Raw genomic sequence first — 14,240 nt, 5'->3', positions numbered from 1 at the left:
TTTGCGCTTCGGCGTGTCCGCTGATTACCCCATTATTTCGCCAAGCGGCCAACCTTGTTCTCCGCCTGGCTTGGATTCTCCCAGTCTCCATTTCCTAACCCCACATACATTGGCTACATCGAAAGAACCGAAAGCGCCCCAAGCGCCGACAGGGCTGCAAAAATTGCAGGCCGCTGACGAGCGGATCAACTTCGCCAAGATTAAAAAGGTTATTGAGTACCCGGATTTCCTCGACGTGCAGGTGCGCTCGTTCATGGATTTCTTCCAGTTGGAAACGGCTGCTGAGAACCGGACCGATGAAGGCCTTTTCAAAGTATTCGCCGAGAACTTCCCGATTTCGGACTCGCGCGAAAACTTCGTGCTGACCTTCCTCGATTACCACGTCGACCCGCCCAAGTACTCGGTGGACGAGTGCATCGACCGGGGCCTGACGTATTCCGTACCGCTGAAGGCCAAGCTCCGGCTGGTGTGCAACGATTCGGACAACGAGGATTTCGAGACGATTGAGCAGGAAGTGTTCCTGGGCAACATCCCGTACATGACCGAAAAGGGCTCGTTCGTTATTAACGGCGCCGAGCGCGTTATCGTGTCGCAGCTGCATCGCTCGCCGGGCGTGTTCTTTGCCCAGAGCAAGCACACCAACGGCACCAAGCTGTATTCGGCCCGTATCATCCCGTTCAAGGGCTCGTGGATTGAGTTTGCCACGGACGTGAACAACGTGATGTACGCCTACATCGACCGGAAGAAGAAATTCCCGGTTACCACGCTGCTGCGCGCCATCGGCTACGGCACCGACAAAGACATTCTCGACCTGTTCGGGTTGTCGGAAGAGGTGAAGGCCGACAAGAAGAACCTCAAGAAAGCTGTCGGCCGCAAGCTGGCGGCCCGGGTGCTGCGCACCTGGACCGAGGACTTCGTGGACGAGGACACCGGCGAAGTAGTTTCCATCGACCGCAACGAGGTGCTGATGGAGCGCGATTCCGAAATCTCGGAGGAGGACATCGACATCATCCTGAATGCGGGTGCCAAGTCGGTGATTCTGCACCGCGAGAACGTGAACATTGCGGACTACGCCATCATCTACAACACGCTTCAGAAGGACAACTCTAACTCGGAGAAGGAAGCCGTGGAGCAGATTTACCGTCAGTTGCGGAACACCGAAGCACCCGACGAGGAAACTGCCCGCGACATCATCCAGAAGTTGTTCTTCTCGGACAAGCGCTACGACCTCGGCGACGTAGGCCGCTACCGCATCAACAAGAAGCTGGGCATTGAGACCAACTGGGACGCCCGCGTGCTGACCAACGAGGACATCGTGCTCATCGTGAAGTACCTGATCGGTCTGATCAACTCGAAGGCCATTGTCGATGACATTGACCACTTGAGCAACCGCCGCGTGCGCACGGTGGGCGAGCAGCTCTACGCCCAGTTCGGCGTGGGTCTGGCCCGCATGGCCCGCACCATCAAGGAGCGCATGAACGTGCGCGACAACGAGGACTTCAAGCCTGTCGACCTGATCAACGCCCGCACTTTGTCGAGCGTTATCAACTCGTTCTTCGGCACCAACCAGCTTTCCCAGTTCATGGACCAGACCAACCCGCTGGCCGAGGTGACGCACAAGCGTCGCGTATCGGCACTCGGGCCCGGAGGTCTGAGCCGCGAGCGGGCCGGTTTCGAAGTACGCGACGTGCACTACACGCACTACGGCCGTCTCTGCACCATCGAAACGCCGGAAGGACCCAATATTGGTCTGATTTCGTCGCTGTGCGTGCACGCCCGCGTGAACTCGATGGGCTTCATCGAAACGCCATACCGCACGGCCATCAACGGCCAGGTGGACATGACGGAGAACGTGAAGTACCTGACCGCGGAGGAAGAAGACACCCACCACATCGCCCAGGCCAACGCCCCGATTGATGATGAAGGCAACTTCCTGAACGACCTCGTAAAAGGCCGTTTCGAGGGTGACTTCCCCGTGGTAGGCCCCGACGAGTACAGCTACATGGACGTAGCCCCGAACCAGATTGTGTCGGTGGCTGCTTCGCTGATTCCGTTCCTGGAGCACGACGACGCCAACCGCGCCCTGATGGGCTCGAACATGCAGCGCCAGGCCGTGCCGCTCTTGAAAGCCGAAGCCCCCATCGTAGGCACCGGCCTCGAAGGCCGCGTGGCCACCGACTCGCGCACCCTGGTGGTAGCCGAGGGCGACGGCGTGATTGACTACGTGGATGCAAACCGCATCGTGGTGAAGTACGACCTGAGCGAGGACGAAATCCTGGTAAGCTTCGACGCCGAGAAGATTTCCTACGACCTCATCAAGTTCCGCCGCACCAACCAGGACACCTGCATCAACCTGACGCCCCTCGTGAAGAAGGGCGAGCGGGTAACGCGCGGCCAGGTGCTGTGCGAAGGCTACGGCACCAACAAGGGCGAGCTGGCCCTGGGCCGCAACATGCAGGTAGCGTTCATGCCGTGGCAGGGCTACAACTTCGAGGACGCCATCGTCATCTCGGAGAAAGTAGTGCGCGACGACATCTTCACCTCGATTCACATTGAGGAGTTCGAGCTGGAAGTGCGCGAAACCAAGCGCGGCGAAGAGGAGCTGACCTCGGAGATTCCGAACGTGAGCGAAGAAGCCGTACGCAACCTCGACGACAACGGCGTAATCCGCCTGGGCGCCGAGGTGAAGGAAGGCGACATCCTCATCGGTAAGATTACGCCCAAGGGCGAAACCGACCCGACCCCGGAGGAGAAGCTGCTCCGCGCCATTTTCGGCGACAAGGCCGGCGACGTGAAGGATGCTTCCTTGAAAGCGCCACCGTCGCTGAACGGCGTCGTTATCGGCACCAAGCTCTTCTCGCGTCCTAAGAAAGACAAAAACCTGCGGGCCAAGTCGAAAAAGGAAGTGGAGGAGCTGAAGGAAGCGTATTCGCGCGACCTGCGGGGCATCCGCGCCATCATGATTGAGAAGATGACCGCGCTGCTCGAAGGCAAGACGTCGCAAGGCATCAAGCACAAGTTCGGCGAGGAAATCATGTCGAAGGGCGTGAAGTTCGGCAAGAAGAACGTGGCCGAAAACCTGTTCCCCGACAAGAACCCCTACCGCGACGAGAGCAACTACGCCGTGCCCGAAGAGGCTAACCTGTTCAAGGACCTGGTGCTCGACGGCTGGACAGCTGATGCCCGCGTAAATGCCATGGTGGGCGAGCTGGTGAAGAACTACGCCAAGCGCCGCAACGTGGTAACGGCCCGCTTCAAGCGCGAGCGGTTCACGCTGGAAGTTGGCGACGAGTTGCCCGCCGGCATCGTGCAGCTGGCTAAAGTGTACATCGCCAAGAAGCGCAAGCTGAAGGTGGGTGACAAGATGGCCGGCCGCCACGGTAACAAAGGTGTCGTAGCCCGCATCGTGCGCGACGAGGACATGCCCTTCCTGCCCGACGGCACCCCCATGGACATCGTGCTCAACCCGCTCGGCGTACCAAGCCGGATGAACATCGGTCAGATTTACGAAACCGTACTCGGCTGGGCCGGCCTCAAGCTGGGCCGCACCTACGCCACCCCGATTTTCGACGGCGCTACCGAAGCCGAAGTATCAGCAGAGCTGACGGAAGCCGGTCTGCCGACCTTCGGCCGCGCGTATCTGCACGACGGCCTCACCGGCCAGCGTTTCGACCAGCCGGTAACGGTGGGTGTTATCTACATGCTGAAGCTGGGTCACCTGGTGGATGACAAGATGCACGCCCGTTCCATCGGCCCGTACTCGCTCATTACCCAGCAGCCGCTGGGTGGTAAGGCCCAGTTCGGTGGTCAGCGCTTCGGTGAGATGGAAGTGTGGGCCCTGGAGGCCTTCGGCGCGTCCAACGTGCTCCAGGAAATCCTGACGGTGAAGTCGGACGACGTGGTGGGCCGGGCCAAGGCGTACGAAGCCATTGTAAAAGGCGACGTGCTGCCCAAGCCCAACATCCCCGAGTCGTTCAACGTGCTCATCCACGAGCTGCGTGGTCTGGCATTGGAGATTACGCTTGACTAAGTATTCGAAAAAGGGAGCTACGGCCGGTTCGCCGGTGGTAGCTCCCGCTTCGGTTCTATAAGCAGTGGCCCAACCCCGCCACCGGCGTCGTACCGAGATATGGTCAGTACGACACTTGAAGCCCGGCGGGACGGGCCGCATTGAGCTTCGGTTTGCCAAAGCCGGAGTGGTTACCCATCAGACCTGCCGAAACCTACTGCCCGGCGTACCTATCCGACCGGCAGAGCACTTTTAGCAGAGTCGAGCTGTTATGGTATTTCCGCCTCGCTTAAGCGGCGCGGATTTTCCCTGACAGATAAACAGCCAACAGCTAACAGCTTCCCTACATGGCGTTTGCAAAAAACAAGAAACTGGTGCAGGACTTCTCGAAAGTCACCATCTCGCTGGCCTCGCCCGAATCCATTCTGGAGCGGTCGAACGGTGAGGTGATTAAGCCCGAAACCATCAACTACCGGACGTACAAGCCCGAGATGGGCGGCTTGTTCTGCGAGCGGATTTTCGGTCCCGTAAAGGACTGGGAGTGCCACTGCGGTAAATACAAGCGCATCCGTTACAAGGGCATCATCTGCGACCGTTGCGGCGTGGAGGTGACTGAGAAGAAAGTTCGCCGGGAGCGAATGGGCCACATCGAACTGGTGGTGCCCGTTGCGCACATCTGGTACTTCAAGTCGCTGCCCAATAAAATCGGCTACCTGCTGGGCCTGCCCACCAAGAAGCTCGACCAGATTATCTACTACGAGCGCTACGCCGTGGTGCAGCCGGGTACGCTGGCTGAGGAAGGCGTGCAGCAGCTCGACTTCCTGACCGAAGACGAATACCTCGACATCATCGACAAGCTCCCCCGCGAGAACCAGATGCTGCCGAACGATGACCCCAATAAGTTCATCGCCCGCATGGGGGCTGAGGCGCTGCAAATGCTGCTCGAGCGCATCAACCTCGATGAGCTGAGCTACTCGCTGCGCGACTCTGCGGCTACCGAAACTTCGCAGCAGCGTAAAGCCGAGGCCCTCAAGCGTCTGCGCGTGGTGGAAGCCTTCCGTGATGCCGCTACCCGCGTGGAGAACAAGCCCGAGTGGATGGTTATCCGCATGGTGCCCGTAATTCCGCCGGAGCTGCGCCCGCTCGTTCCGCTTGATGGTGGCCGTTTCGCCACTTCCGACCTGAACGACCTGTACCGTCGCGTTATCATCCGCAACAACCGCCTCAAGCGCCTGATTGAAATCAAGGCCCCGGAGGTGATTCTGCGGAACGAGAAGCGCATGCTGCAGGAAGCCGTAGATTCGCTCTTCGACAACTCGCGCAAGGTAAATGCCGTGCGCGCCGAAGGCAACCGCGCCCTGAAGTCGCTGTCCGATATGCTGAAAGGCAAGCAGGGCCGCTTCCGTCAGAACCTGCTCGGTAAGCGTGTCGACTACTCCGGCCGTTCGGTTATCGTGGTTGGTCCCGAGCTGAAGCTGCACGAGTGCGGCCTGCCCAAGAATATGGCGGCTGAGCTATTCAAGCCGTTCATTATCCGCAAGCTCATCGAGCGCGGCATTGTGAAAACGGTGAAGTCGGCCAAGAAAATTGTGGACCGCAAGGACGCCGTTGTCTGGGATATCCTGGAGAACGTGCTGAAAGGCCATCCCGTGCTGCTCAACCGGGCTCCAACGCTTCACCGTCTGGGTATCCAGGCATTCCAGCCGCGCCTCATCGAGGGCAAGGCTATCCAGCTGCACCCGCTCGTTTGTACGGCCTTCAACGCTGACTTTGACGGTGACCAGATGGCGGTACATGTGCCCCTGGGCCCGGCCGCTATTCTAGAAGCCTCCATGCTCATGCTGGCCTCGCACAACATCCTGAACCCCGCCAACGGCGCGCCCATCGCGGTACCGTCGCAGGACATGGTTCTGGGTTTGTACTACGTAACCAAAGGCAAGCGCAGCACCGACGACGAAAGCATCCAAGGCGAAGGCCGCGTGTTCTACTCGGACGAAGAGGTGGTGATTGCCATCAACGAAGGCCAGCTCTCGAAGCACGCCTACATCAAGGTGCGCACCGAGATTCGCGACGAGGACGATAACCTCGTGACGAAAATCATCGAAACCGTAGCCGGCCGCGTGCTCTTCAACCAGCTCGTGCCCCGCGAAGTAGGTTTCGTGGACGAGCTGCTGACCAAGAAGAAGCTCCAGCAGATTATCTCGCTGGTGTTCAAGCGCACGGGCATGGCCCGCACCGCGCAATTCCTCGACGACATCAAGACGCTGGGCTTCCAGTCGGCGTACAAAGGCGGTCTGTCGATGGGCCTCGGTGATATCCAGATTCCGAAGGAGAAGGATGAGCTGGTGAAGCAGGCCCAGGCCGACGTAGCCGCGGTAACCCAGAACTACCAGATGGGTCTGATTACCGACAACGAGCGTTACAACCAGGTTATTGACATCTGGACGCGCATCAACAACCAAATCACTGAAACCCTCATGGGTCGCCTCGAAAAGGAGAACCAGGGCTTCAACTCGATTTACATGATGATGCACTCCGGTGCCCGGGGCTCGCGCGAGCAGATTCGTCAGCTCGGTGGTATGCGGGGTCTGATGGCGAAGCCGCAGAAGTCGCTCCAAGGCTCGGTAGGCGAGATTATTGAGAACCCGATTCTGTCCAACTTCAAAGAAGGCCTGGACGTAATTGAGTACTTCATCTCGACCCACGGCGCCCGGAAAGGCCTCGCCGACACGGCCCTGAAAACGGCCGACGCCGGCTACCTGACCCGTCGTCTGGTAGACGTTTCACAGGACGTTATCGTGAACGAGCCCGATTGCGGCACGCTGCGCGGTATCGAAACCTTCGCGCTGAAGGATAACGAGGACATCGTGGAGCCGCTGGCCGAGCGCATCCTGGGCCGCGTGGCGGTGCACGACATCGTGGACCCGCTCACCGACGAAGTTATCCTGACGGCCGGCGACGAAATCACCGAGGAAATCACCCGCCGCATCGATGCCACGAGCATCGAGTCGGTGGAAATCCGTTCGGTACTGACCTGCGAGAGCAAGCGCGGTATCTGCGCCAAGTGCTACGGCCGCAACCTGTCGTCGGGCCGCATGGTCCAGCGCGGTGAGGCGGTTGGTGTAATTGCCGCTCAGTCGATTGGCGAGCCCGGCACTCAGCTCACGCTGCGTACCTTCCACGTAGGTGGTACGGCTTCCAACATTGCGGTGGAAGCCAGCATCCGCGCCAAATTTGCGGGCGTGATTGAGTTCGAGGATATCCGGACCGTGGAAACGGCCAGCGCCGATGGCGAGGCCGTGAACGTGGTAATGGGTCGCTCGGGCGAAATCCGCATCGTGGAGAAAGGCACCGGCAAAGTGTTCATCTCGAACCACGTGCCTTACGGCTCGTTCCTGCTCGTGAAAGAGGGCCAGGAGGTCGAGAAGGGCCAGGAACTCAACAACTGGGACCCCTACAACGCCGTTATTCTGGCCGAGTTCGACGGTACCATTGTTTACGACGCCATCACGGAAGGCATCACCTACCGCGAGGAGTCGGATGAGCAGACGGGCCACCGCGAGAAGGTGATTATCGAGTCGAAGTCGGCCAAGGACCAGAACCCCGCCATCATCGTGCGCCCCGGCAAAAAGGGCGACGAGGAGGGGCAGAAGGGCTACAGCATCCCGGTGGGCTCGCACCTGAACGTGGAGAACGGCCAGAAAATCAAGGCCGGTCAGATTCTGGCGAAGATTCCGCGCGCCGTGGGCAAAACCCGCGACATTACGGGTGGTCTGCCCCGCGTAACCGAGCTGTTCGAGGCCCGCAACCCGTCGAACCCGGCCGTAGTGGCCGAAATCGACGGCGTGGTAACCTACGGTACGGTGAAGCGTGGTAACCGCGAAATCTTCGTCGAGTCGAAAGACGGGGTGAAGAAGAAGTACATGGTGCCGCTGTCCAAGCACATTCTGGTGCAGGACAACGACTTCATCCGGGCCGGTGCGCCGCTCTCCGATGGCGCCATTACGCCGTCCGACATTCTGAGCATTCAGGGTCCGGGCGCGGTGCAGGAGTACCTCGTGAACGAGATTCAGGAAGTGTACCGCTTGCAGGGTGTGAAAATCAACGATAAGCACATCGAGGTGGTCGTCCGCCAGATGATGCAGAAAGTTGTGATTCTCGACGCCGGCGACACATCGTTCCTCGAACATCAGGTAATCGACAAGATTATCTTCATGGAGGAGAACGACACCATCATCGACATGAAGGTGGTGACCAACGCCGGCGACTCGACCAACCTCAAGCCCGGTCAGATTGTGACGGCTCGCCGCCTGCGCGACGAGAACAGCAGCCTGCGCCGCCGCGACCTGCAGCTGGTGGAAGTGCGCGACGCTCAGCCATCCGTTTCCCGTCCGACGCTCCAGGGTATCACCCAGGCCTCGTTGGGCACCCAGTCGTTCATCTCGGCCGCTTCCTTCCAGGAGACGACCAAGGTGCTCTCGGAAGCCGCCATCCGTGGCAAGGCCGACGAGCTGCTGGGCCTCAAAGAGAACGTGATTGTGGGCCACCTCATCCCGGCCGGTACCGGTCTGCGCGAGTACACCCGCCAGATTGTGGGCTCGAAGGAAGAGATGGAAGCCGCTCAGGCCGCCAAAGCTGAAGAGGCTGCTGCGCCTGCCAAGCGTCCCTCGCGCGCCAAGCGCGAAGTTTCGGCAGAGTAATTTGCGGAAGTGAGTAAATGAGAAACCCCAGCCGGAGCGATTCGGCTGGGGTTTTCTTTGTTAGCTTTGGCTACATGACGCGAATGAATCATTACTAACGCCTTGTTCCTATTTGATGCGGCTAGCTTCAGCTTTATAGAGTCAGTATTGACTTTTGTGTTCTTTGCTGCATGTGCCTTCGCCCTATTTCTGGCATTAAGAAAAAACTTGTTTTCCCGGACTGTCGGGCTAATACTTACTTGGATTTTGGCTGTCGTTTCTATGCCATTTTGGGGTGGAAATGACAACCTATCATTCTTTGTCTTCATCTCACCACTGCTGATGGGGTTAATATTTGTACTGTACAGAGTGTTCTCGTGGCTTCGCAATTAGAGAATGTGAGAACGAAGTGCCTTGTTACTGTTATCTGTAAAAGAAGAGTTTCTAACATTTCTGAGCCAATTCACACCAATGAACCAACCTACCGAACCCCAGAACCCCGACGCGGCCCAGCCGCAGGACCCGAACGCCATCAACATTGAGTTATCGGAGGAGATGGCCGAGGGCGAGTACGCCAACCTAGCCATGATTGCACATAGCAGCAGCGAATTTGTGATTGACTTTATTCGGCTGATGCCAGGGGTGCCCAAGGCCAAAGTGAAGTCGCGCATCATCCTCACGCCCGAGCACGCCAAGCGGTTGCAGGCGGCGCTGGCGGAGAACATCGAGCGGTTCGAGCAGGCCAACGGCTCCATCAAGGCCCAGCAGGAAACGCCGGCGTACCCAATGGGCTTTGGCGGTACGATGGGGGAGGCGTAGGCCTCGGATTGAACCGAAAGCAAAAACAGCAGCTTCTACTGTAGCGGTAGAAGCTGCTGTTGTGTTTGGTGGCGGGCAGTAATAGAACGTCATGCAGAGCGGAGCGAAGCATCTCGCGTGCTGATGTTGCCGGACTCACTACAACGTCAGGACGCGAGATGCTTCGCTCCGCTCTGCATGACGTTCGGGTAGCACTCATCCTGGCTTCCTAAAACAAACTATCTCAACTCGTTTGCTATTGCCGCGCAACCTTTCTACCTTTGCAAGCCTAATTTTTGGGAGAGAACCCTCCCTGGACAAACCATTTCCGTAAATGCCTACTATCAACCAGTTAGTACGAAAAGGCCGCGAGAAACTGACGACTAAGTCGAAGTCGCCGGCCCTCGATTCGTGCCCGCAGCGCCGTGGCGTCTGCACCCGGGTGTACACCACCACGCCTAAGAAGCCGAACTCGGCGATGCGTAAGGTTGCCCGCGTGCGCCTCACCAACGGCAAAGAAGTAAACGCCTACATCCCTGGCGAAGGCCACAACCTGCAGGAGCACAGCATCGTGCTGATTCGCGGTGGTCGGGTGAAAGACCTGCCCGGCGTGCGTTACCACATCATTCGCGGTGCCCTCGATACGGCCGGCGTTAACGGCCGGACCCAGCGCCGCTCGAAGTACGGTGCCAAGCGCCCCAAGCCCGGTCAGGCAGCCGCGGCCGGTAAAGGTGCTCCCGCCAAGAAGAAAAAGTAATTGAAGCCGGGTGAGGTAGTGCGAAGTGCTGGATAGCACATGGTTCTTATCCCACTTTCCCGCTACAGCAACCCATTTCTACTCTCATGAGAAAGTCAAAACCAAAGAAGCGCATCCTCCTGCCCGACCCCAAGTACAAGGAGACGCTGGTAACCCGGTTCGTCAACTACATGATGTATGACGGCAAGAAAAACCTGGCCTACACCATTTTCTACGATGCCTGCGAGCTGGTAGAAGCCCGCACCAAGGAAAGCGGCGTGGAGATGTGGCGCAAAGCCCTCAACAACGTGATGCCAACCGTAGAAGTGAAGAGCCGCCGCGTAGGTGGTGCTACCTTCCAGGTTCCCATCGAAGTTCGCCCCGACCGCCGCATTGCCGTCGGTTCGAAGTGGCTGATTCAGTACGCCCGTCGTCGTGGTGAGAAAACCATGAAGGACAAGCTGGCCGGCGAAATCATTGCCGCCGCGAAGGGTGAAGGTGCCGCCGTCAAGAAGAAGGACGACACCCACCGGATGGCCGAAGCCAACAAGGCTTTCTCGCACTTCCGTTTCTAAGCCGACGAATGAGCGAATGTGGGCTGGCGCGCCGGTTCAGGAACTGAACTATTCACGCCCCGCGCACATTCACTGATTCACTCATTCACTTATCGACCCAATGGCTGTAAATAAAGAGCTGCAATACCTCCGGAATATCGGGATTATGGCGCACATCGATGCTGGTAAAACCACCACGTCGGAGCGTATTCTCTACTATACCGGCAAGACCCACAAACTCGGGGAGGTTCACGAAGGTGGCGCCACGATGGACTGGATGGAGCAGGAGCAGGAGCGGGGTATCACCATTACCTCGGCTGCTACTACTACGTTCTGGAATTACCCTACCGACGCCAACGGCGACCCGGTAGACGATACCAAGCAGTACAAAATCAACCTGATTGACACCCCCGGCCACGTGGACTTCACGGTGGAGGTGGAGCGCTCCTTGCGCGTGCTCGACGGCGCCGTGGCGCTGTTCTGCGCCGTATCGGGTGTAGAGCCCCAGTCGGAAACCGTATGGCGTCAGGCTGACAAGTACAAGGTGCCCCGCATCTGCTTCGTCAACAAGATGGACCGCGCCGGTGCCGACTTCTTCAAGGCCGTAAACGAAATCAAGGAGAAGCTGGGGGCTAACCCCGTGCCGCTCCAGATTCCGATTGGTGCCGAAGAAACCTTCAAAGGAGTAGTTGACCTGCTCACGGGCAAAGCCATTGTGTGGGACGATTCGACCCAAGGCAAATCGTACAGCGAAATCCCCGTTCCTGAGGACCTCGTTGACACGGTAGCTGAGTGGCGCCAGAAGCTCGTGGAGAGCGTAGCCGAATACGACGACGCCCTGCTCGAGAAGTTCTTCGACGACCCGGACTCCATCACCCGCGAGGAAATGATGGTCGTTATCCGCCAGGCTGTTATCGACATGAAGTTCTCGCCCGTAATGTGCGGCTCGGCCTTCAAAAACAAGGGTGTACAGACGATGTTGGACGGCGTAATGGCCTACCTGCCGTCGCCCCTCGACATGCCTGCTATCATCGGTACCAACCCTGATACCGGCGAGGAAATCGAGCGTCACCCCGACAACTCGGAGCCTTTCACGGCCCTGGCCTTCAAAATTGCTACCGACCCCTTCGTGGGCCGCTTGTGCTTCTTCCGCTGCTACAGCGGCGTGCTCGATGCCGGTTCGTACGTGCACAACAACCGCACGAACAAGAAGGAGCGTATCTCGCGCCTCATGCAGATGCACTCCAACAAGCAGAACCCTATCGACAAGATTCAGGCCGGCGACATTGCGGCCGGCGTGGGTTTCAAGGACATCAAAACCGGTGACACGCTGACCGACGAGAAGTCGCGCATCGTGCTCGAGTCGATGTCGTTCCCTGAGCCGGTTATTGGTTACGCTATCGAGCCCAAGACGCAAGCCGACGTGGACAAGATGGGCATGGCCATTGCCAAGCTTGTGGAAGAAGACCCCACCCTGGTGGTACAGACCGACCCCGAGACGGGCCAGACCGTACTTAAGGGCATGGGCGAATTGCACCTCGAAATCATCATCGACCGTCTGCGTCGGGAGTTCAAGGTAGAAATCAACCAGGGTGCTCCTCAGGTGGCCTACAAAGAGGTACTCACCAAAACCGTTGAGCACCGCGAGACCTACAAGAAGCAGACCGGTGGCCGCGGTAAGTTCGGCGACATCGTGTTTGAGCTGGGTCCGAAAGAAACCGATCCGGAGAAACCCGGTCTGGAGTTCGTGAACGATATCACGGGTGGCGTAATCCCCCGCGAATTCATCGCGCCAATCCAGAAAGGCTTCGAAGAGGCGATGAAGAACGGCCCGCTGGCCGGCTTCCCCATCGAGGGCATGAAAGTGCGTCTGTTCTTCGGTTCCTTCCACGACGTTGACTCGGACGCCCTGTCGTTCGAACTCGCCGCCCGTGGTGGTTTCCGCGAAGCCGGCCGCCAGGCTGGTCCGAAGCTGCTCGAGCCAATTATGGCTGTAGAAGTAGCTTCGCCCGACGAGTACACCGGCTCAGTAACCGGCGACCTCAACCGTCGTCGTGGTATCATGAAGGGCATGGACACGAAGGCTGGTGCGAACATCATCAAGGCCGACGTTCCGCTGTCAGAGCTGTTTGGTTACGTAACGTCGCTGCGGACGATTACGTCGGGTCGGGCTTCGGCTTCGCTCACGTTCTCGCACTACGACCAGGTGCCGAACAACCTCGCCGAAGGTATCATCGCCAAGCAGAAGGGCAACGCTATCCGCTAACCCGCTTTTCACTAATCGACATGAATCAGAAAATTCGCATCAAGCTCAAATCCTACGACCACAACTTGGTGGACAAATCGTCGGAGAAGATTGTGACGGCGGTGAAGGCTACGGGCGCTATCGTAAGCGGTCCGATTCCCCTGCCCACGAAAAAGGAAAAATTCACCGTGCTCCGTTCGCCCCACGTGAACAAGAAGAGCCGGGAGCAATTCCAGCTCTGCACCTACAAGCGCCTCGTCGACATCTACTCGACTTCGTCGAAGACTGTAGATGCCCTGATGAAGCTGGAGCTGCCCAGCGGTGTTGACGTTGAAATCAAAGTCTGAGGACCGGATTTCCGTTAGCTAGCTAACCCAAACGCCCCACTGGTTCTTCGGAGCCGGTGGGGCGTTTTTGCGTTGAGCGGGGTAGGGGATGACAGGCGGCTTTCAGAGCCCTAACTATCTAACTCTGAAAATATTTCGGGGCCACCTTAGATATTCCGGCTACAAATCCCTAGCTTTGCACTCCATTTGCGAAAATGCCACGCGGGCGTTTTCGAGTGTGTCTTTTTTAAAACCCCAATTGAATGCCTGGCATCATCGGTAAAAAAATCGGTATGACAAGCCTCTTCACTCCGGACGGGAAGAACATTCCCTGCACGCTCATCGAAGCGGGTCCGTGCGTAGTGACGCAGGTTAAGACCATCGAAACGGACGGCTATTTGGCCATCCAACTCGGTTACGGCGAGAAGAAAGCGAAGAACACGACCAAGCCACTGGCCGGTCATTTCGCTAAAGCCGGAACCACTCCCAAGAAAAAACTCGTTGAGTTCCGCACCGACGACGCCGCCAACTTTGCCGCTGGCAGCGAAATCAACACCTCGTTGTTCGAGGAGGGCGAATTCGTTGACGTAGTAGGTACGTCGAAGGGTAAGGGTTTCCAGGGCGTTGTAAAGCGCTACAACTTCGCCGGTGTGGGCGGCCAGACGCACGGCCAGCACAACCGGGCGCGTCACCCCGGCTCCATCGGTGCCTGCTCGTGGCCTTCGCGCGTATTCAAAGGAATGCGCATGGGTGGTCGCATGGGCAATGACCGGGTGAAAGTGCAGAACCTGAAGGTTATGCGCATTGTAGCCGACAAAAACCTCATCGTGGTGAGCGGCTCGATTCCCGGTGCCAAGAACTCTTTCGTGGTCCTGGAAAAATAACCTAGTAAG

Annotated in this window: 8 protein-coding genes; all 8 read left to right on the top strand. The window is 58.2% G+C overall.

Annotated elements, in window-relative coordinates; all coding sequences use genetic code 11:
- Window positions 1–163 precede the first annotated feature (163 nt).
- The 8 genes from rpoB (at window position 164) to rplC (ending at window position 14,231) form a co-directional block, all read left to right on the top strand.
- Window positions 164–4,030: a DNA-directed RNA polymerase subunit beta gene (gene rpoB, locus H145_RS0100540; RefSeq protein WP_019946181.1), complete on the top strand. Its 3,867-nt coding sequence runs from the start codon at window positions 164–166 to the stop codon at window positions 4,028–4,030.
- Between the two features lie 326 nt (window positions 4,031–4,356).
- Window positions 4,357–8,709, top strand: coding sequence for a DNA-directed RNA polymerase subunit beta' (gene rpoC / locus H145_RS0100535; protein ID WP_019946180.1), 4,353 nt, complete (start codon window positions 4,357–4,359; stop codon window positions 8,707–8,709).
- 450 nt (window positions 8,710–9,159) lie between these two features.
- On the top strand, window positions 9,160–9,507 hold the full coding sequence (locus H145_RS0100530; RefSeq protein WP_019946179.1) for a DUF3467 domain-containing protein: 348 nt from the start codon (window positions 9,160–9,162) through the stop codon (window positions 9,505–9,507).
- Window positions 9,508–9,820: 313 nt separating this feature from the next.
- A complete protein-coding gene (gene rpsL / locus H145_RS0100525) occupies window positions 9,821–10,243 on the top strand; it encodes a 30S ribosomal protein S12 (protein WP_019946178.1) in 423 nt (140 codons plus the stop codon).
- 86 nt (window positions 10,244–10,329) lie between these two features.
- A complete protein-coding gene (gene rpsG / locus H145_RS0100520; protein ID WP_019946177.1) occupies window positions 10,330–10,797 on the top strand; it encodes a 30S ribosomal protein S7 in 468 nt (155 codons plus the stop codon).
- Window positions 10,798–10,897: 100 nt separating this feature from the next.
- The gene (fusA, locus tag H145_RS0100515; RefSeq protein WP_019946176.1) at window positions 10,898–13,042 is read left to right on the top strand and encodes an elongation factor G; all 2,145 of its coding nucleotides are present in this window, start codon (window positions 10,898–10,900) and stop codon (window positions 13,040–13,042) included.
- A 20-nt stretch (window positions 13,043–13,062) separates the two neighbouring features.
- Window positions 13,063–13,368, top strand: a complete 306-nt coding sequence (gene rpsJ / locus H145_RS0100510; RefSeq protein ID WP_019946175.1) for a 30S ribosomal protein S10 — start codon at window positions 13,063–13,065, stop codon at window positions 13,366–13,368.
- Window positions 13,369–13,610: 242 nt separating this feature from the next.
- Window positions 13,611–14,231, top strand: a complete 621-nt coding sequence (rplC, locus tag H145_RS0100505) for a 50S ribosomal protein L3 (protein WP_019946174.1) — start codon at window positions 13,611–13,613, stop codon at window positions 14,229–14,231.
- The last annotated feature ends 9 nt before the right edge of the window (window positions 14,232–14,240 follow it).

The organism is Hymenobacter aerophilus DSM 13606, assembly GCF_000382225.1.
Lineage (GTDB): Bacteria > Bacteroidota > Bacteroidia > Cytophagales > Hymenobacteraceae > Hymenobacter > Hymenobacter aerophilus.
Note: the sequence above shows the minus strand (reverse complement) of the source record. Positions and strands in the feature narration are given on the sequence as shown.

What these genes read in the sequence shown, in the direction of transcription:
- rplC (WP_019946174.1), top strand. Translation starts at nt 13,611, where the DNA reads ATGCCTGGCATCATCGGTAAAAAAATCGGTATGACAAGCCTCTTCACT.
- rpsG (WP_019946177.1), top strand. Translation starts at nt 10,330, where the DNA reads ATGAGAAAGTCAAAACCAAAGAAGCGCATCCTCCTGCCCGACCCCAAG.
- H145_RS0100530 (WP_019946179.1), top strand. Translation starts at nt 9,160, where the DNA reads ATGAACCAACCTACCGAACCCCAGAACCCCGACGCGGCCCAGCCGCAG.
- rpsJ (WP_019946175.1), top strand. Translation starts at nt 13,063, where the DNA reads ATGAATCAGAAAATTCGCATCAAGCTCAAATCCTACGACCACAACTTG.
- rpoC (WP_019946180.1), top strand. Translation starts at nt 4,357, where the DNA reads ATGGCGTTTGCAAAAAACAAGAAACTGGTGCAGGACTTCTCGAAAGTC.
- rpsL (WP_019946178.1), top strand. Translation starts at nt 9,821, where the DNA reads ATGCCTACTATCAACCAGTTAGTACGAAAAGGCCGCGAGAAACTGACG.
- fusA (WP_019946176.1), top strand. Translation starts at nt 10,898, where the DNA reads ATGGCTGTAAATAAAGAGCTGCAATACCTCCGGAATATCGGGATTATG.